General features: G+C 67.3%; 19 protein-coding genes. 8 read left to right on the top strand and 11 right to left on the bottom strand.

Annotated elements, in window-relative coordinates; genetic code table 11:
- Nucleotides 1-159: 159 nt before the first annotated feature.
- Genes VFL28_11365 through VFL28_11335 form a run of 7 tightly spaced genes read right to left on the bottom strand, consistent with a single transcriptional unit; the run spans nucleotide 160 to nucleotide 5,895 of the window.
- Nucleotides 160-1,044, bottom strand: coding sequence for a hypothetical protein (locus tag VFL28_11365; protein ID HET7265260.1), 885 nt, complete (start codon nucleotides 1,042-1,044; stop codon nucleotides 160-162).
- 36 nt (nucleotides 1,045-1,080) lie between these two features.
- Entirely contained in the window at nucleotides 1,081-1,839 is a 759-nt protein-coding gene (locus VFL28_11360; protein ID HET7265259.1) for a hypothetical protein, read from the bottom strand.
- A gap of 5 nt (nucleotides 1,840-1,844) precedes the next feature.
- Nucleotides 1,845-2,507 (bottom strand): hypothetical protein, encoded by a 663-nt coding sequence (locus VFL28_11355; GenBank protein ID HET7265258.1) that lies wholly within the window; start codon nucleotides 2,505-2,507, stop codon nucleotides 1,845-1,847.
- A 22-nt stretch (nucleotides 2,508-2,529) separates the two neighbouring features.
- Nucleotides 2,530-3,117, bottom strand: a complete 588-nt coding sequence (locus VFL28_11350; GenBank protein HET7265257.1) for a hypothetical protein — start codon at nucleotides 3,115-3,117, stop codon at nucleotides 2,530-2,532.
- Nucleotides 3,118-3,129: 12 nt separating this feature from the next.
- Nucleotides 3,130-3,723 carry a hypothetical protein gene (locus tag VFL28_11345; protein HET7265256.1) on the bottom strand — a complete coding sequence of 198 codons (594 nt, stop codon included), beginning with the start codon at nucleotides 3,721-3,723 and terminating at the stop codon, nucleotides 3,130-3,132.
- A gap of 36 nt (nucleotides 3,724-3,759) precedes the next feature.
- Nucleotides 3,760-4,047, bottom strand: a complete 288-nt coding sequence (locus tag VFL28_11340) for a hypothetical protein (GenBank protein ID HET7265255.1) — start codon at nucleotides 4,045-4,047, stop codon at nucleotides 3,760-3,762.
- Nucleotides 4,048-4,053: 6 nt separating this feature from the next.
- A complete protein-coding gene (locus VFL28_11335) occupies nucleotides 4,054-5,895 on the bottom strand; it encodes a glycosyltransferase family 4 protein (GenBank protein ID HET7265254.1) in 1,842 nt (613 codons plus the stop codon).
- A 127-nt stretch (nucleotides 5,896-6,022) separates the two neighbouring features.
- On the opposite strand from VFL28_11335, the gene VFL28_11330 reads away from it, so the two are divergent.
- The 7 genes from VFL28_11330 to VFL28_11300 all read left to right on the top strand — a co-directional run bounded on the left by VFL28_11330 (nucleotide 6,023) and on the right by VFL28_11300 (nucleotide 11,545).
- Nucleotides 6,023-6,931, top strand: a complete 909-nt coding sequence (locus VFL28_11330) for a hypothetical protein (GenBank protein HET7265253.1) — start codon at nucleotides 6,023-6,025, stop codon at nucleotides 6,929-6,931.
- Between the two features lie 51 nt (nucleotides 6,932-6,982).
- Nucleotides 6,983-7,585 (top strand): GH25 family lysozyme, encoded by a 603-nt coding sequence (locus tag VFL28_11325; GenBank protein ID HET7265252.1) that lies wholly within the window; start codon nucleotides 6,983-6,985, stop codon nucleotides 7,583-7,585.
- A gap of 403 nt (nucleotides 7,586-7,988) precedes the next feature.
- Nucleotides 7,989-8,915 carry an ABC transporter ATP-binding protein gene (locus VFL28_11320; protein ID HET7265251.1) on the top strand — a complete coding sequence of 309 codons (927 nt, stop codon included), beginning with the start codon at nucleotides 7,989-7,991 and terminating at the stop codon, nucleotides 8,913-8,915.
- Nucleotides 8,899-9,693 carry a hypothetical protein gene (locus VFL28_11315; protein HET7265250.1) on the top strand — a complete coding sequence of 265 codons (795 nt, stop codon included), beginning with the start codon at nucleotides 8,899-8,901 and terminating at the stop codon, nucleotides 9,691-9,693. Before VFL28_11320 ends, VFL28_11315 begins: the two co-directional genes overlap by 17 nt.
- Nucleotides 9,694-9,708: 15 nt before the next feature.
- Entirely contained in the window at nucleotides 9,709-10,476 is a 768-nt protein-coding gene (locus VFL28_11310) for a hypothetical protein (GenBank protein HET7265249.1), read from the top strand.
- Nucleotides 10,473-10,667, top strand: a complete 195-nt coding sequence (locus VFL28_11305; protein HET7265248.1) for a hypothetical protein — start codon at nucleotides 10,473-10,475, stop codon at nucleotides 10,665-10,667. The genes VFL28_11310 and VFL28_11305 overlap by 4 nt, the downstream gene beginning before the upstream one ends.
- A gap of 128 nt (nucleotides 10,668-10,795) precedes the next feature.
- Nucleotides 10,796-11,545: a GNAT family N-acetyltransferase gene (locus VFL28_11300; protein ID HET7265247.1), complete on the top strand. Its 750-nt coding sequence runs from the start codon at nucleotides 10,796-10,798 to the stop codon at nucleotides 11,543-11,545.
- Here VFL28_11300 and VFL28_11295 read toward each other — a convergent pair.
- The 4 genes from VFL28_11295 to VFL28_11280 form a co-directional block, all read right to left on the bottom strand.
- Complete coding sequence (locus VFL28_11295; protein HET7265246.1) at nucleotides 11,540-12,283, bottom strand: hypothetical protein; 744 nt, start codon at nucleotides 12,281-12,283, stop codon at nucleotides 11,540-11,542. The two genes, VFL28_11300 and VFL28_11295, sit on opposite strands and share 6 nt — an antisense overlap.
- Nucleotides 12,284-12,292: 9 nt before the next feature.
- Nucleotides 12,293-12,526 carry a hypothetical protein gene (locus VFL28_11290; protein HET7265245.1) on the bottom strand — a complete coding sequence of 78 codons (234 nt, stop codon included), beginning with the start codon at nucleotides 12,524-12,526 and terminating at the stop codon, nucleotides 12,293-12,295.
- Nucleotides 12,527-12,580: 54 nt separating this feature from the next.
- A complete protein-coding gene (locus VFL28_11285; GenBank protein ID HET7265244.1) occupies nucleotides 12,581-15,214 on the bottom strand; it encodes a tetratricopeptide repeat protein in 2,634 nt (877 codons plus the stop codon).
- A 247-nt stretch (nucleotides 15,215-15,461) separates the two neighbouring features.
- Nucleotides 15,462-15,806: a nitroreductase family deazaflavin-dependent oxidoreductase gene (locus VFL28_11280; GenBank protein ID HET7265243.1), complete on the bottom strand. Its 345-nt coding sequence runs from the start codon at nucleotides 15,804-15,806 to the stop codon at nucleotides 15,462-15,464.
- Nucleotides 15,807-15,909: 103 nt separating this feature from the next.
- Here VFL28_11280 and VFL28_11275 point away from each other — a divergent pair, with 103 nt between their 5' ends.
- Nucleotides 15,910-16,803 (top strand): LLM class F420-dependent oxidoreductase, encoded by an 894-nt coding sequence (locus VFL28_11275; protein HET7265242.1) that lies wholly within the window; start codon nucleotides 15,910-15,912, stop codon nucleotides 16,801-16,803.
- Nucleotides 16,804-16,855 lie beyond the last annotated feature (52 nt).

The following is a 16,855-nucleotide window of genomic DNA, read 5'->3' as shown; positions in this document are numbered from 1 at the left end:
CCCGGCGCTTCTGCTCACGCAACTCGGCCAGTCTCGCTTCACGCGCCTCGCGCTCGCGCGCCTCGGCTTGCGCACGAAGGGCCCGCTCGGCCGCGAGCCGGTCCAAGAACTCGCGATGTCGCCCCGCCAGGCGCTCGGCCTGCCGGCGCTCCGCCGTCTTCACGAACGAAGCGTCCCGGCGATGCCGGTCGTGGCGTCCAGTGCGGCGGCGAGTGCATACACGTCGCCCGCGACCGGCGCGGTCTTGACGTTCGGTGCGAGGGCGGCCACGAGCGCCGCGAGCGCCGCCGCCGCGGCCGCGTAGGACGCCGCCCGCGGCGACGGAACCGCACCCGCCACGAGCGCCGCGAGCGCCGTTTCGAGCGCGGCGATCGCCGCTGCACCCTGCACCAGAAACACAAAATCCCACGCGGCCGCGGCGGCCAGCACCTTGGCGATCTCCACGACGAGCGACCGCGCGGGCTGCGACGGGGGTACGGCGGCCGTTACGAAGCGGACCCAGTACGGATCGTCGAACATCGCCTGCTTGTCCCGCAGCACCGTGTACAGGGTGCGCGGCGCTGCGACACCGGCCGCGGGCGGCGTCTTCGTGATCTGAAACGACGCCGATCCCGCGGTGCCGGGCGCGCCGAACTCGGGCTGATAGAACCGCAGTGCCGGTGCCGCCGAGGCGGCCGCCGGCGCGACGAAATAACCCTGCACCGTCGCCGCGACCGATGCCACCGCGCGGTCCGCCATGGTGGCCTCGCCGAGGGCCGCGGCCAAACCGAACGACGCGATGAAATGGTCGAGCGGCGTATCCGGGCTCACCTGCCCCGCCTGCTGTGCTCTCAGTTGCGCGTTCACGGCTTCCTGGTCCACCGTACGCTGCGAAAGCCGGTCGGCGACCTCGGCCAGGATCGGCTGCGCGGCCTGGAGCCGCTCGACGGTCGTCTGAAGAGCATCCGCGCGCTGTTCGGCGGACACGGCGCGACCTTCCAGCGCCGTGTAGGCGAGCCGTGCTTCGTCGATGCTGTTGGTAATAAGGGGCATCGGCTCGATCACCCGGGGATCTCGATTAAGACCGGTTCCGGCGACGACCTAAGACGCCGATCCGCGCCGGCGCTCGCCGAGGGCCTCGAGCGCATTGAGGAACCGCTGCAGGCCCGACGCCGGCCGCTTCGGCTCCGGGCGCGCTGGACCGCGTCCACCGGGCCCCGCGCTGGGCTGCGCCGGGCCGGTGGGCCCCGCGGGCTGTGGGCCGCCCCGGCCGGCGGGCGGCGTCCCGCCACCCGCCGGCTGAACAGCGGGCGGCGGAGGCGGGCTCGTGAGCTTCGGAATCGCTCCGAAGGAGAGGGTCATGGTCGAGAGGTGGGCGGGATCGGGGAGGGCCTTCGGATCCGGGATGACGAGCACGGCTTCGTTGCTCGGCGTAACGTTGATCAGGGTCTTGACTTCGATGTCCATCTTCGACAGAGTCGCCTGCACGCCGGTCCCCTGCCGCGCCGCCGCCTGAACCTTGTCGACCACGCTCTTGAGGGACATCGCCAGGTCGAGCGGTGCGACCTGCTGCGGCTGCGCCGCGGTCGCGGCCGCGAGCTGGGACTTGAGCTGGGTGATCTGGGCGTCCTGTGTCGCGACCTGCTGGGTTAGGCCGGTGTTGGCGGTGGTCAGATTGGCAGCCTGGGTCTTGAGGTCGTTGGTCTGCTGGGTAAGCTGGTTGATCTGAGTGTCCTGCTGCGTAATGTGGGTTTGCAGATCGTTGAGCGTGCCGGCCGGGACGTTGGCCTTTTGCAGATCGCCCATGACCCGCTGGATGTCGACCGCCCGAAAGCCTCCGGCGCTGAACATCGCTGGCATGGGCCTCAGCCTCCGCTGATGACGCGGACGGCGCCGGTCGCGTCGTCCACCGCAACCGCGGTGGGCTTCACCGCCGGGTTGGCCGGCGCGTACTGCAGGGCGTACCAGGTGCGGGACGCCGAGTTGAAGTTGACGTCGAAGCGCAGGACGTTGCTCTGGGCGTCGGTGGGGGCCGGCGCAAGCCGGCCCGCTACCATAACCGTCAGGAACTTCGCCGCCGCGGTGCCCAGGGCGGCCGCCTGCACGTCGGCGGCCGCCATTCTCGGCGGTGCGCCGGCCTGGGGCTGCGGCACCGGCACGATCGAGAGGGTGACCTGACTCGCGGCCTGCGCGTCGTAGCTGAAGTGCGTCTGAAACGATGCGCTGATCGGCTGCGCCACGAGCCGCATCCGAAGCGGCGGTGCCGGCCCGCCTCCCCCCGACGGTTGATCCTGGGCGATCGTCAATGACAGCTTCAACTGAAGGTCGACGCGCGGCATCTGATACCACGTCGCCTGCAGCCCGCGCTGCGCCAGCACGGGGTTGCTGTCGATCGCCTCCTGCTGCTGAATCGAGTTCTGATCCATCGCCTGCTGCGCCTGGGCGATGCCCTGGCCGAGCGCGATGATGAGCGATTCGATCGGCGCGGAGAATGTCTCGACCGCGTTCGCCAGCGGGTCGTCTGCCATGGCGTCACCTCACCCCCGCGGCCTAGGGTCCCTCGACGACCTTCGGCGTCGATCCCAGCGCGTTGATCGTGACGGTCGTAGGCACCGTCGGCCTCGGCGGCGGCACCGGCCGCATCACCACGTGCACGCTGGAGGACGCGTCCACCGCGTACGAGTACGTGTTCTGCGTCCGGAAGTTGACGTGTGAGGCGAAGGCGAAGATGCCCGACTGGGTGCTGCCGTCGGTATCGGTCTGGTCGCCCTCGCGCAGCTGAATCGACAGCTTGAGGTCGATCGTGGCCTCGGTGAATTGATAGAACGTGGGCACGATGCCGGCCTGCAGCGCGGTCAGCTTGACGGTCGGAGACGGGACGCCAGACACCCGCACGCCGGTCACCTGCACCGACCGCGGGCCGCCGGCTCCGGACACATTTACGTTGACGCCGGCCGGCGTCAACACCTCCGCGATCTCCGGGATCACGTCCACCATCGTGTTCGACAGGACCACGAGGGTGTTGATGGACGCCAGGTCGAGCGCGCGCTGCCCGTCCGCGATCCCTTGGGCGATGCTGCGCACGATCTCCCCGAAACCCGCCTCCTGCAGTTCGTTGCCGACGCGCGTGAACGGCATCACGCCCTCCGTCTACGTGTCGCTGGTGGTGACGGTGACCTTGCTCGGATCGACCGCGTTCACCAGGATGAATCGCGGCATGATCCGCTTGGGCGGCGGCACCGGCTTGAGGGTCGTGCGCAGCAGGCTCGACCCGTCGACCGAGTACGAGTACTTGCTTGCCGTGGAGTAGTTGACGTGCGAGGATACCGTGGCCGAGCCGAACAGGAAGTTCGCGGAGGCGCTCACGTCGACGCCGACGTCGAGCGAGCTCGACTCCTCCGTCTTGCTCGAGATGGACATCTTTACCTCGATGATCGACTCGGTGAACTGATAAAAGGTCGGGGTGATGCCGGCCTGGAGCAGCGTCAGCGAGACCGGATCCGAGACGGTCGTCGTCGGCCGGACACCGGTCACCTCGATGCTCGTGCCCTTTGGCGTGAACGGGAACGGCTGGAGCACCTCGGTGATCTCCGGCACCCAGTTGAACGACGTCTTGGCCAGGACCATGAGCGTCTGCACCGAGGCCTTGTCGAGCGCCATCTGTCCCTTGGCGATGGCCATCGCCATGTCGAAGATCATCTTCGGGAATGGGACATTGAGTAGTTCCTGGCCAACATCCGGCACGGCAACCCCTCCCTTGGAGTACGGTGTTGACTCGCCCTACCCGGTCTTCGGCGTCTGCAACTGTCTTGTGAGATTCTCAAGAAACACGCGCTGCAGCTGTTGCGCGGCGAACCCGGACGGATCCAGCGTCACACCGCCGACGAACCCCACCCGAGGATGCTTGGCGACCACGGCGACCGCAGCGGGCGGCAGCAATACCAGCGGACCGCTCCGCGTCGCCATGAGAATGAACCCGCCACATTGCCGGACCTGCTCCTCGATGGCCCGCGCCGCCTCGCCGGTGGCCTCGTCCTTGAACGCAACGATGTACATCTGCACGTCCATCCCGGATCAGCCTCGCGCCGCGGCAGGCTCGCGTTGCCGGTCGGCGTGAAGCCGGCGCAGCCAGGCGGCCGCCTCCTCTTCGCTCGGCGCGTACCGCTCGCGGCAGACGGCGCGCGCCGACGCGGCGGCCCGGCGGAAGCGGGCCGCGTCGGTCAGCAGCATGCGGGCCCACCGCAGGGCCTCGGCCCTGTCGCGGGTAGTCAGCTCGGGCCACAAGATGCGCTGGGGCAGGCACGCGTCTGTGCCGATGCAGGGCACGCCGTACAGCGCCGCGTCGATGAGCGAGACGGCGTCGAACGCTCCGCCGACGTTCAAGAGCAGCACCGAACGGGCGAGATCGAGGCGGCACGCTTCCGGCGGGGAGCCCGGGGACCAGCCCTCGATCGACGGGAAGATCGCCGCCAGCGCGTCCAGGGTCCCGCGATCGGGACCGGCCGTGCCAATGTATCCCGGCCGGCGTGGCACTCGGACGCGCGCCACATCACACGGCGGCGGCAGCGTCGGGATCTGCACCTCCGACGAGCGTCCTCTGAGATCGGCGAGAATCGACGCTTCGAGCCTGCCGAACTGGCGCTCGACGACCTTCACCGATACCCTCGCGCCGGGCAGCTGCGGGCCGAACTGCGGGAGGAGCGTCTCGATCGGCGCCGCACGTGCCGCGGCGGGCCGGACGCGCGACCGCCGGCTGCCTATCGAGCGCAGGAGCGCGTCCCACTTGTCGACCACACCCTCCCATCCGTAGGCCGCCGCAAAGTGCCGCGACGCCACCGAACGTTCCCGCATCAGGGCGCGGTCGTCATAATATCGCCCAAGCCGTCGCGCGGCGTCTTCGACGTCGATCAAGGCGCGGCGGATGCCGAACTCGTTCTCGGTCCAGTCCTCGACGGCGATAGCCTCGCCGTGGCCCTCCACCAACTCCCGACTCGCACTGTAACCGCACGCCATCGGCACGGCGCCGGCCGCGGCCGCCTGCAGCGTGGGCAGGCCGAACCCCTCGCCGCTCGACGCGAGCAGATGCACGTCGGCGGCCTGGTAGTAGGCCGCCAGGTCGCGCAGGGGCAGGCCGCCTCCGGCGACCGTCTTGAATCCGGGCGTAAAGCGCACCTGGGACTCGAGGTGGAGGTGACGGACGTCGGCGCGCACGTCGTAGGCGTAGATGCCGGAGCGCGTAAACTCGTCGTCGGGATCCGTGTGGAGGTGCAGCAGCGCGTCGGGACGATCGGCCGCAAACCTGGCGAACACATCCAGCAGGCGCGGCAGCAGTTTGCGGGGCTGATTGCGGCTGTCGGACAGCACCACGAACCGGCCGCGCGCGCCGACTTTCGCCTTGGCCGCTTCGCGGTTCGGCGGCGGGCTGAACACCTCGAGGTCCACCCCGTGGGGAATGTACTCGCAGGAAATCCCGTAGCGGCCGACCACCCGCCGGCCATACCGGCTCATCGCGACGGGTACGTCGACCTCGCGCAGCAGCTGTACCCAGCTCGCCGGCAGGCCATCGCCCTCCGTGTCGCCGTCGATGGGAAAGTACAGGACCCAGGGCGTATCGGTCAGTTCCATCTGCCGCCGCAGGTGCGGAGACGCGAACTGCGGCAGCCACCAAACGTCGCCGAGCGCGACGACCGCGTCGGGGCGCTCCCGGATAAGCAAATAGTGCAGGGCATCGCCGCCGAGCGGATCGCTGCCGGGCGGGTGCACCCGGCAGCCGTTCCAATCGTACGACGCCTTGGTCTGCCATCCGAGAATGCTCACGCGGTAGCCGCGCCGGGCCAATCCACCACACACGAACCGGGTTACGTTGCCGAACCCGGACGGGGTATCCGGATTGTCCGAAACCCAGAGAATGTGCACTACCGCGCTCCTCCGACCGGCGGCTCTGGGTGGGGTCTGCGAAGGCCAGGGGCGCCGCCGTTTAGAGGAGGCCCGCAGTTGTTCTCTGTTACTTTACTTCTCTAAACATTCATGTAAGAAATCTCTAGTGCTGTTTGTTCATCTGCTAATTGTTCACTCATCCATCCAGTTCCTTCTGCTATACTCGTTTGCGTTGACACTCGACGTGGTCATCCCCAGTCTGCGGCGCGACTCCGTTGGGGGCGCCCTCTACAGCCTCGGCAGGGGGACGGCGGTGCCGGACCTGATCACGATCGTGAGCAATGAAGTGGCCCCCTCGCTTGTCCCGGTCGGGTTACGCGTTCGCTTGGTGCGCTTTCGGAGCGCGCGGTATCCGATCGGGACCATGGACGTCGCCCTGCGGCGAAACATCGGCATCTGGGCATCGCCCTGCTCGCACATCATCACGTTCGATGACGACCAGTTGGCTTCGCCGGATATGGTCGAGGCCGGGGCGCGGTTGTTTGAGCGGCAGGCATTCTTCTGGGGACATTACCGGTTTCTCGATTTCGCCGTCCGCCCGGTCGATGAGATTCTCCAACTGCCTGCCTCCGCGGGGCGCCCCCGTGAATTCCCGCCCAACGCCTGGCACGGATGGCAGAGTGCCTACGGCGGGCTGTTCGGCGGGGAGAAATCGATGCTCCAGGCGGCGGGCGGCTTCGACCTCGCCTACTGCGGACGGCACGCGGGCGAAGACCAGCATCTGGGACGCCGCTTGGCCGACGCAGCAGGGCACGCCGGCCGTGTCTTCGTGCACGAGCCCCCCTTTGCGTGGCACCCGACGGCGAAAGTCCCGTGGTCCGCCCCCGCCTACACGAACACGTGTGCCGGCCCGCATCAGTTCGAAGAGCACCGCCTCGGAGCCGTGTCCGTTCAGCAGTGCCGGGTGTGCCCGTACTTCCAGCCGCCGCCGGGCGACGTCCCCACCGGCGAGGTCCTGATGCGATTCGATCCGGCGGCCGTCGATGTCACCGTGGAGGATGCCGCCGCGCGCTAAAGAGCGAGTCCCACGGCCGGGTTGGCACCGTGCGACCGAAGGGGGACCCCGATGACGAATGGACTGGCGCTCGGGATCGACGTCTCAGCATATCAGCCCGCCGACGATTGGGCGGCGATACAAGCGTTCGGCGTGACCAAAGCCTACTGCAAAGCGACCGAGGGCGCACGGTGGGTCGACCAAACGTACTTCGCGCACATGAACGGCGCGCGCGGCGCCGGGATCCAACCGGGCGCGTACCATTTCTGGCGGCCCAACGATCTTCCGGACGCGCAGGCGCATTGGTTCTGCCGGCAGGCCGGGTGGAACCCGGAGTGGATGCCGCCGGTCCTCGATCTCGAGGTATTAGCGCCGGGCCAGTCGGCAGCGGATGCACTGGCGGCGATCAACGTATGGCTCGACATCGTGGGCAGTTTCGTCGGGAGACCATGTCGGATCTATACGAACGTCGCGACGTGGCAGGCGCTGGGGAACCCGACGAATTACAAGCAACACGACCTCTGGATCGCCTACCCGGTGGCGTCGGGCGGTGCGGCCACGCCTCCCGACATCGGCGGATGGGGGGCAGGGGGGTGGACCGGCTGGCAATATACGTTCGGCGGAACGGTCCCCGGCATTTCGGGAGCGGTCGATCTGACGCACTGGCGGGCCTGAGACAACCGCCGCCGAGGACCCGCCGGCTCACCAGGGAAGCAGGCCGGCGCCAACATGATTGAGGCGACGGATGGTCAAGAACACCCCGGCGGTCGTGCCCGGCGTGGCGATCCGGCTCGTGAGGCAGATCGGAACGTTGACATCCCCAGGCCGTGATGACATAATCCTGGATGCTTGCTCGGCAACGTTCCGGGGGGAGGCGGTGCGCATGGTGCTCATCCGACCACAACTCACCGTCGTCCGTCCGGACGCCGCTCCGCACTAACTCCAGCGTCTTCCACCCATAACGCGTCCGGCCGCGGATGACGCCGCGGCGGCCTCGTACTGTCGTTCGCGTTGCGGACGTGTCCTTCGTGCGCGCGCACGGCGCCGTTCAGCTCGCCCAAGGGAAAGGGTGACATCCATGTCCGCCCCGTTGCTCCAGGTGGAAAATCTCGTCAAAGACTACGGCGGCTTTCGCGCGGTCGACCGTGTATCGTTCGAGATCCCGCGGGGCCGCATCATCGGCCTCCTGGGACCCAACGGCGCCGGCAAGACCACGACCATTCACATGCTGCTCGGCATTACCACGCCGACGTCGGGCCGCATTGTCTACTTCGGCCAAGACTTTGCGGCGAACCGGCAGGCGGCTCTGCAGCGTATCAACTTCGCGTCATCGTACAACACGCTGCAAGGCCGGATCACCGTTTGGCAAAATCTGGTGGTCTTCGGCCATCTCTACGGCCTCCGGCGGCCCGACGACAAGATCCGGAAGTGGGCGGAGTATTTCGCCGTCACGCCGCTGATCAACAAGCGCTATTGGGATCTGTCCACCGGTCAGCGCACGCGCGTGAACTTGATCAAGGCGCTGCTCAACGATCCGGAGCTGATCCTGATGGACGAGCCGACCGCGGCGCTCGATCCGGACATCGCCGACAAAACCCTGACGCTGATCGAGGAGATCCGCCGCGACGCCGGCGTCTCGATCCTCTACACGAGCCACCGCATGAACGAGGTCACGCGGATCTGCGACGAGGTGATCTTCCTCGATCGCGGACGGATCTTCGCTCAGGACACACCGCTCGGGCTGACCAAGCGGATTCGTTCCGCCACGCTGCGCCTCACGATCGAGGGCGACCGCGGCACGGTGGCCGCGTTTCTCGGCGAGCGCGCGCAGCCGTTCGACTTCACGCAGGACCACACGGTCGTCATCAGCACGACGGAGCAGCAGATCCCGGACCTCATCTTCGGGCTGAGCGAGCGCGGGGTGTGGATCACCGACATCGAGGTCGAGAAGCCGACGCTCGAGGACGTCTTCTTGAAGATCGCACGGGGTGACGCCGATGTTTGAGCGGATCAAAGCGATACTCTTGCAGGAGCTCTACATCACGCGGGGCTCGCTGGAGGTGATCGTCGACTTATTTTACACGTCCCTGATCACGGTCGTGGTCTTCGGACTGGTGTCCGGGTTTCTGACCGGCGTGATGAACCCGAACACGGGCTCGTATCTCATTCTCGGGATGCTGTTGTGGGACGTGATTCGCGTGACCCAGTATTCGATCACGGTCGGCGGCCTCTGGAACATCTGGTCGCACAACCTCAGCAACATGTTTGTGGCGCCGCTGTCGCTCGTTGAGTACGTCGCGGCGCAGATGCTGTCCGGACTGCTGAAGATGCTGATGATCTTCGCGATGATCTCGGGGATGGCGGCCGTGTGGTTTCATTTCCAGATTTGGCGGGTCGGCGCGATCAACCTCGCGCTGTTCCTGGTCAACCTGACGATTTTCGCTTGGGCGCTCGGATTCGTGCTGCTCGGCGTCGTCTTCTTGATGGGGACGCGAATCCAGGCGCTCGCATGGGGCGCCGTCTTTCTGTTCCAACCGTTGACCGCGGCGTTCTTCCCGCTGCAGGTGCTGCCGCCGGCGGTGCGGACGGTGGCATACGGCATTCCACCAACGTGGGTGTTTGAGGGGGCGCGGCGCGCCCTCGCAAATCCGTCCGTCGACTGGACGGGGGCCGGCATCGCCTTCGGCGAAAACATTGTGTACCTTGGGGCTGGAATCCTCGCCTTCTATCTGATGTGGATGCGGTCGCGCGAGAGCGGGCAGTTTGCCCGCAACGATGGTTAGAAGCTGAGGGGCCGCATGACCTCGATCTTCCTGGTCCTGGCCACGTTTCTCGCGTCCTCCGTCGAAGCCGTGGAGGCGCTCACCATCGTGCTGGCGCTCGGCGTGACACGCGGCTGGCCGTCGGTCCGGCTCGGCATCCTGACGGCGGCCGCGGCCCTTGCGGCGCTCGTCGCGATCCTGGGCCCCGCGCTCCGTCTGATCCCGATCGACGCCCTGCGGCTTGTCGTCGGGTCGTTCCTGCTGGTCTTCGGCCTGCAGTGGTTGCGCAAGGCGATCCTTCGCGCGTCCGGCTTCAAAGCGCTGCACGACGAGGATCGGGCGTACCGGCAGCAGGTCCACGAGGCGCTGGCCGCGGGCGAGACACCCGGGGCCGGCGTGGACTGGTATTCGTTCGTCGTCTCGTTCAAGGGCGTCTTTCTCGAGGGCGTCGAGGTCGTCTTCATCGTGCTCACCTTCGGCGGCGGGCACGGCCATCTGCCGCTGGCCATAGGAGGAGCCGTCGCCGCGGTCGTCCTGGTCTCAGGCGCGGGCTTCGCAGCTCACCATCCGTTGACGCGCGTCCCGGAGAACCTGATGAAGTTCGCCGTCGGCCTCATGCTGACAACATTCGGCATCTTCTGGGCCGGCGAGGGCGTCGGCGTCGAGTGGCCCGGCTCGGACGCGGCGATCCTCGCGATCCTGGCGTTCATGACGCTCTTCAGCACCCTGCAGGTGAGATGGCTGAGCCGCGAGCGCGCCAAGCGGCTCGTCGTCGCCGGCACGGGCGGAGCGGAGGCCCAGTGACGTACCTCGGTTCGTTCTTCGCGTTCTGGAAAGATCTGCTGATCGGCGACGACTGGACGGTTGCCGCCGGCGTCGTCGTCGCCCTCGCGGTCACGGCCTGGCTGGTGCGCACACACGCCGGACTCCTGCCCTGGGTCTTGCTTCCGGTTGGAATCGCGATCGTGCTGACCGCATCGTTGCGTCGCGTCTGACGACGCCTCGCCGGCCGGCCGGTACATCCCGCGCGACGCCCGCGGAAATCCTCGCCCGCTTCGACGCCGAGCGGAGGCTCGAACCGCCGCCAGAGCCGGGGGTCCGGTACGAGCGTGCGGGGGACATTTTGCGGGTCATCGGCGCCTGGAACGCCATCATTCCGTGCGGGCCGCTTGCGGCCGCGACCGCGGATGCCGTCATCTCCGAGCAGGTGGCTTTTTTTCACCGGCTCGCCTCGGCGCGGGACGCACGGAGGGACGGTAACGGTGCCGCGGACCTGCCGCCCCTCGGCGACAGTCCGGAGGTGGAGTGGAAGGTTTACGGGCACGACCGACCGGCCGATCTCGGCGCGCGTCTCGCCGCGGCGGGCTTCGAATCGGACGAGCCCGAGACGCTGATGGTGTTCGATCTTCGGGGCGGCCTCCCGGACGTTCCAAACGACGGCACGATCGCACGCGGAATCGACGTCCGCCGTGTCACGGATGCGCCGGGGCTCGCCGACCTCACCGAAGCCGCCCGCGCCGCATTTGGCCGTGATCCCGCGTGGCGCGCGGAACGCATGAAGCAGTACGAACGGCAGCTGGCCGATCCGGCGGTGAGTTTCTACGTCGTACACGCGGCCGGCCGGCCGGTGGCGAGCGCGCGCGTCGATTTTCCTCGCGGCCGGTCGTTTGCGGGGCTCTGGGGCGGCGGGACCGTCCCGACCTATCGCGGCCGCGGCATCTACCGCGCGCTCGTTCGCGTCCGCGCCGAAGAGGCCCGGCGGCGCGGTTACCGCTATCTCAGGGTGGACGCACGCGAAACCAGCCGTCCGATCCTCGATCGGCTGGGGTTCATGCCGCTCGCACGCATCGTCGAGTGGCGGCTCCGTCTATGAATCTGCGGCCTCCCCGCGAATCTTGGATGCCGCCGCATCGGCGCACTCACGAAGAGTGCCGCCGGTAAGTTTTGGCAGGTTGGTAATGTTTGGTCCGGACGCGCCCTTGTGGTAGTGGCACTGGTGCCACCGATCGGTCTCAACGTTCTGCCATGAGATGTACCCGCGGCGAAGGACCCTGCGCGGCGCGGGCATCGTCCCGGTAAAACTGTAGCGAGTCCGCGGCGCCGGCGCCGGTGCGTAGAACTCCGGAGTCACGAAATCGCTGACCGTGATGCCGTGGATCGAATAGTTGCGATGCTCGCAGGGGTCGCACGCCTCGACGATATATTTGGCGATCCCGGATCCGTCGACGATCCTGCCGCCCTCCAGCTCGATCGATCGTGACGGGTACGTAAGATTGCCGCTCGGATCGACCAGCATCTCGATGATTTCGTGGCTCACCCCGATCGTCCACCGATCGTTCAGGGGCATGACCATCACCTTCGCGAACGGTCTGCGATTCTTAAAATGAAAGCCCGGGGCCTCGCCCGGTGGCAGGACGTCGACCAAGTAGACCGGCCACGTATGCGCCGGCACCCGACGGGTCGCCGGCAAGTAGCCCACCTTCGCCGTGATGCCCCAGAACTTCGGCAGATCACGCGTCACCTGAGTGTTGATCGCTGCGGCGAGGCCGCTCAGTAGATGAACGTCCACCGTACCGGTTCTATCGATGATGGCAATCTGCGCGGCCGGCATGATACGGCGCTACCATCCGTTATCGATGTGCAGCAGTATCACCCGCTTCCAACGGCTCTTGACCCGGGCCTTGTGCACGCGGACGGTGAGGACGCCGGGTTTTCGCGCCACGGAGATGCTGCCGGACTTACCCGCCTGGAGGTGAATCACGCCGCCGCGCTTCGACGGCCGGAGTTTCTGCGCGAGCCTCAAGATGGCGGTCGTGTTCGGTCCGTACTTGGGACGCTTGCGCTTTGCCGCCATACTCCCCTCCCCCCTTCTCTCTGGTGAACGACCTTATCGCCTGTTCCATCGTCCTCAGCCGTTACGAGCCAACGCATAGTCGACCGCCTGCTCCAAAGTCATGGCGGCGCCTTCTTCAATCAACTGGGAAATCATCTCATCGCCGAGGGCGGCGCGCGTGGCCTCAAGTGTGGATTCGTATTGGCTGCGGTCCGGAGTCGTCAAGGATGCGCCCAAGGCCCTGAGTAAGGTACGCGTCGCGCCAATGAGGCGGGCCGCGCGCGGGTGTTCGCGCGCCAGCCCCGCCGCTCCCGCGAGACCGGCGAGATATCCCGCGATCCCGAGCTTATGCACGAGCTGTTTTGCCGACGCGAGGCCCTCTCTGAGGAGCCGCGCGGCGCGCTCGGCGTCGCCTTCTTGGAGTGCGACATAGCCGAGGTTTCCCGTCGCGGTCGCAGCGCCCCGCTGGTCGCCGGCCTCCCGGGCGAGCGCCAGGCTTTCTTCGTACGCGGCGCGCGCGGTTCGGTAGTCACCCTCTGCGCGGGCGACTTCCCCGAGCGAGTTGAGCGAGATCGCGATGGGCCGCTTATCGCCGGCCGCGCGCCGCCGGGCCAAACTTTCGAGGAGTAGAGTCTTTGCCCGCGCGAGATCGCCCTGGTAGAATGCCACGTTGCCCAACAAGTATAAGGCTCCGCCCATTCCGGCCGCATCATCGAGGCCGCGAAAGATGGCCAGCCCTTCCGTGCCGAGATCCGCGGCGCCGGCGTAGTCACCCTGCCGCCACGCGAGAAATCCGGCCTGCCCAAGCACCTTCGCCCGAAGGGCATCGGGGACGAGGTGCCGGCGAAGCATCGTCTCGAGCCACATTCGGCCTTCGCTGAAGTCCCCGCGCACGTACCAGAACTGCCATAGCCCCAAAGCGAGACGCATTCCGGCGCCGGCGGTGCCCTCATCGGACCTGCTCCATTCGAGCGCGGCGCGCAGATTGTCGTATTCGCTCTGAAGCCGGCGCAGCCAGGCCACCTGCTCCGCGCCGCCGAGCTGGGCCTCCGCCTGCTCCGCCAACATGAGGTACCAGTCGCGGTGGCGGCTCCGAATTGACGCCGATTCGTTGGCTTCCACGAGGCGCTCGGCGCCGTATTCGCGAACGGTTTCGAGCATGCGGTAGCGGACCTGCTCTCCATGCGTTTCCATCACGACGAGCGACTTCGCGATCAGTTGTGTTAGAAGATCCAGGACGTCGGACGAGTCGATGCCTTTGCCCGCGCAGATCGCCTCACAGCCCTCCAGGGTCGAGCCACCGGCGAAGACGGCGACGCGCCTCAACAACGCCCGCTCCTTCGGAGACAGCAGATCGTAGCTCCAATCGAGTGCTCCGCGAAGCGTACGCTGGCGCGGTGCCGCGGTCCGGCTGCCGCCGGTCAGCAGGCGGAATCGTTCGTCCAGTCTCGTCGCGATCTGTCCAACGGACAGCACCGGAACGCGGGCCGCGGCCAGTTCGATGGCCAGGGGAATGCCGTCCAGGCGGCGGCAGATCGCCGCTATCGCCTGCGCGTCGTGGCTCGTCGGCGCAAACCCCGGCCGGACCGCCGCGGCACGTTCGATGAACAGCCTGGGCGCCTCGTATTCCATCAACTCGTCGAGCGGGGCCCCGTCGCCGGATGCGGGTAGGGACAGAGACGGAACGGGCCAAACAACCTCCCCGGGCACGTTGAGCGCCTCGCGACTCGTCGCCAAGACACGGACGGCGGGGCACGATCGCGTGATAATGCTCACGAAGGTCGCACAGGCAGCCGCGAGATGCTCGCAGTTGTCGAGAATAAGGAGAAGAGTCCGCGGCCGCAGATACTCGAGCAGCGTTTCCTCGAGCGTCGAAGCGGGACCGGCACGCACATTGAGCGCCGATGCCACCGTATTCAGTACGAGGCCGCCGTCGGCGAGCGCGCCGAGCTCCACAAGCCATGCGCCGTCGGGCAGCGCTTCGACCAGCTCCCGCGCGGTCTCGATCGCCAAGCGGGTTTTGCCGGAACCGCCGATACCCGTGAGCGTCAGGGTGCTCGTCGTCGACAACAGGTGCTCGATTTCTGCAAGCTCGCGATCCCGCCCCACAAAACTGGATTGCCGGGCCGGGAGATTGTTGGGAGCCGCGTCCGCCGACCGCAGCGGCGGAAAGTTATCGGGGAGATCCGGGTGCAGCGTCTGGAAGATCCTCTCCGGCTGCGGCAGATCGCGAAGGCGGTGGGAACCGAGGCCCCGCAGCACAATCGACGCCGCCGGATCTTCCTGAATCACCGTCGCGGCGGCCGCCGACAGGAGAATTTGACCGCCGTGGCCGGCCGCACAAATACGCGCGGCCCGATGCAGGTCCAGGCCGACAAGCTCACCCGCCTCCGAGGCGGGCTCGCCGGTATGGATGCCCATCCTCACGCGCGGGACGATGCCGTCGGGCCACGCGTGCTCGAGGATCGCCCGTTGCGCCGCGACGGCCGCGCGTACGGCGTCCTCGACGCGCGCGAAGGTGACGAACAGGCCGTCGCCCTGGTGCCCGATCTCTTCACCGCCTTCGCGGCGGCAGATTGTCCTGAGCAGCCGGCGGTGTTCCATGAGCACACGGGCGTAGCGTGAATCGCCTAAGCGGCGGACGAGATCGGTTGACCCTTCGATGTCGGTGAAGAGAAGCGTGATCGTCCCGGACGGCTGTCGCGACATGCTGGACCTCCGGGCGCCGGAACCAAGTCCGAACCGGTCATCGAGCGTTCGACGCATGGCCGACCGATCCTCTCGTTCGTAGCGCGAGTCACACGGCTTCGTCGCCGCCGGACGTGGCGACTTCCGATCCGGCACCACGGCACCGCTTCCCTGCGTACGAGCGCGCCGCCGCTCTCATTGTGAACAACGGGTCGGCGGCGGCAATGACGGCGTTTACATCGGCCGTGTGAAACAGCCCACAATCCGGTCACGCCCCGGGCTCCGACGGTGTGATTCGAACCGGCAGGCCGTCGCCCCAACCGTACTTGGCGCGGGCCAAGTCTTGAACTATCGTCCACTCACCGGCGTCGCGCTCTTGATCCAACGCCGCCGCCGTCGCTTCCAAGATGCGGCCGCCGACCCGCACCCTCACATGAGGCGTGTGGGCGACGTTCCTGACCCAATCGGCCCGGTCAAACCCTTCCGCGAAGATGTAGAAGCTGTGGCGGTGGACGACGAACCAGATCTCAATCTCGTGGAGACGGCCCGTCTTTCGGCCTATCGTGGTGAGGTACAGATATTGTTCGCCCTGTACCGCGTCGAGTGAGGGCATGGCCAAAGTGTCGCGTCGATCGAGGACAACGTCAAGACAGAGCCTCAGAAATGCCCGGCGCGCGTGGAGGAAAACCCGGCCGCTCTTTGCGAACAGCCATCCCATGAAAATCGGCGTCGTCTTCCCCCAGATCGAAAGCGGCACCGACCCCGGCTTCATCCGCGACTACGCGCAGACCGCGGAGTCGCTCGGCTACGACTACATCCTCATCTACGATCACGTCGTGGGCGCGAACACGGCGAGCCGGCCCAACTGGAAGGGCCCGTACACGAGCAAGAACATCTTCCACGAGCCGTTCGTGGTCTTCGGCTACATGGCCGCGTGCACCAAGAAGATCGAGCTCGTCACCGGCGTGATCATCCTCCCGCAGCGGCAGACCGTGCTCGTCGCCAAACAGGCCGCGGAGGTCGACGTGCTGACCGGCGGACGGCTCCGGCTCGGCATCGGCGTCGGCTGGAACGCCGTCGAGTTCGAGGGGCTCGGCATGAACTTCCACGACCGCGGCGCCCGTAGCGTCGAGCAGATCAAGCTGATGCGAGAGCTCTGGACCCGTGAGACGGTCACGTTCGAGGGGAAGTGGCACAAGATCACCGACGCCGGCATCAACCCGTTGCCGGTGCAGCGGCCGATTCCCATCTGGATCGGCGGCGAGTCGGAGATCGCGCTGCGCCGCGCGGCGCGGATCGCCGACGGATGGACTTCGAGCCGGCCGATCCGCCCCGCGGGCAAGCAGCCGGCCGGGGAGCCGGCCCGTGACGATCAGGTCCGGCGGCTCCGCGAGCATCTGGCGGCGTTCAAGCGCGACCCGGCGTCGTTTGGGATCGAAGGTCGCGCCGCGACGGCGGGCGGCGGGCCGGACGACTGGCGGCGTCAGATCGAAGGCTGGAAGAAGCTCGGCGCGACGCACCTTGGGGTCAACACGATGCAGGCCGGCCTCCCAAACCCGCGGGCGCACATCGACGCGATCAGGCGCTACCGGGAGGCGGCAACGAGCTAGATCATGAGAACGGAGCCGGGAAGCACGCGCGCCCCGTTGCCACCGGCTCCGG

It is taken from the genome of bacterium, assembly GCA_035691305.1.
GTDB lineage: Bacteria > Sysuimicrobiota > Sysuimicrobiia > Sysuimicrobiales > Segetimicrobiaceae > DASSJF01.
Note: the sequence above shows the minus strand (reverse complement) of the source record. Positions and strands in the feature narration are given on the sequence as shown.

What these genes read in the sequence shown, in the direction of transcription:
- VFL28_11360 (HET7265259.1), bottom strand. Translation starts at nt 1,839, where the DNA reads ATGCCAGCGATGTTCAGCGCCGGAGGCTTTCGGGCGGTCGACATCCAG.
- VFL28_11355 (HET7265258.1), bottom strand. Translation starts at nt 2,507, where the DNA reads ATGGCAGACGACCCGCTGGCGAACGCGGTCGAGACATTCTCCGCGCCG.
- VFL28_11350 (HET7265257.1), bottom strand. Translation starts at nt 3,117, where the DNA reads ATGCCGTTCACGCGCGTCGGCAACGAACTGCAGGAGGCGGGTTTCGGG.
- VFL28_11340 (HET7265255.1), bottom strand. Translation starts at nt 4,047, where the DNA reads ATGGACGTGCAGATGTACATCGTTGCGTTCAAGGACGAGGCCACCGGC.
- VFL28_11325 (HET7265252.1), top strand. Translation starts at nt 6,983, where the DNA reads ATGACGAATGGACTGGCGCTCGGGATCGACGTCTCAGCATATCAGCCC.
- VFL28_11320 (HET7265251.1), top strand. Translation starts at nt 7,989, where the DNA reads ATGTCCGCCCCGTTGCTCCAGGTGGAAAATCTCGTCAAAGACTACGGC.
- VFL28_11310 (HET7265249.1), top strand. Translation starts at nt 9,709, where the DNA reads ATGACCTCGATCTTCCTGGTCCTGGCCACGTTTCTCGCGTCCTCCGTC.
- VFL28_11295 (HET7265246.1), bottom strand. Translation starts at nt 12,283, where the DNA reads ATGCCGGCCGCGCAGATTGCCATCATCGATAGAACCGGTACGGTGGAC.
- VFL28_11290 (HET7265245.1), bottom strand. Translation starts at nt 12,526, where the DNA reads ATGGCGGCAAAGCGCAAGCGTCCCAAGTACGGACCGAACACGACCGCC.
- VFL28_11285 (HET7265244.1), bottom strand. Translation starts at nt 15,214, where the DNA reads ATGTCGCGACAGCCGTCCGGGACGATCACGCTTCTCTTCACCGACATC.
- VFL28_11280 (HET7265243.1), bottom strand. Translation starts at nt 15,806, where the DNA reads ATGCCCTCACTCGACGCGGTACAGGGCGAACAATATCTGTACCTCACC.
- VFL28_11275 (HET7265242.1), top strand. Translation starts at nt 15,910, where the DNA reads ATGAAAATCGGCGTCGTCTTCCCCCAGATCGAAAGCGGCACCGACCCC.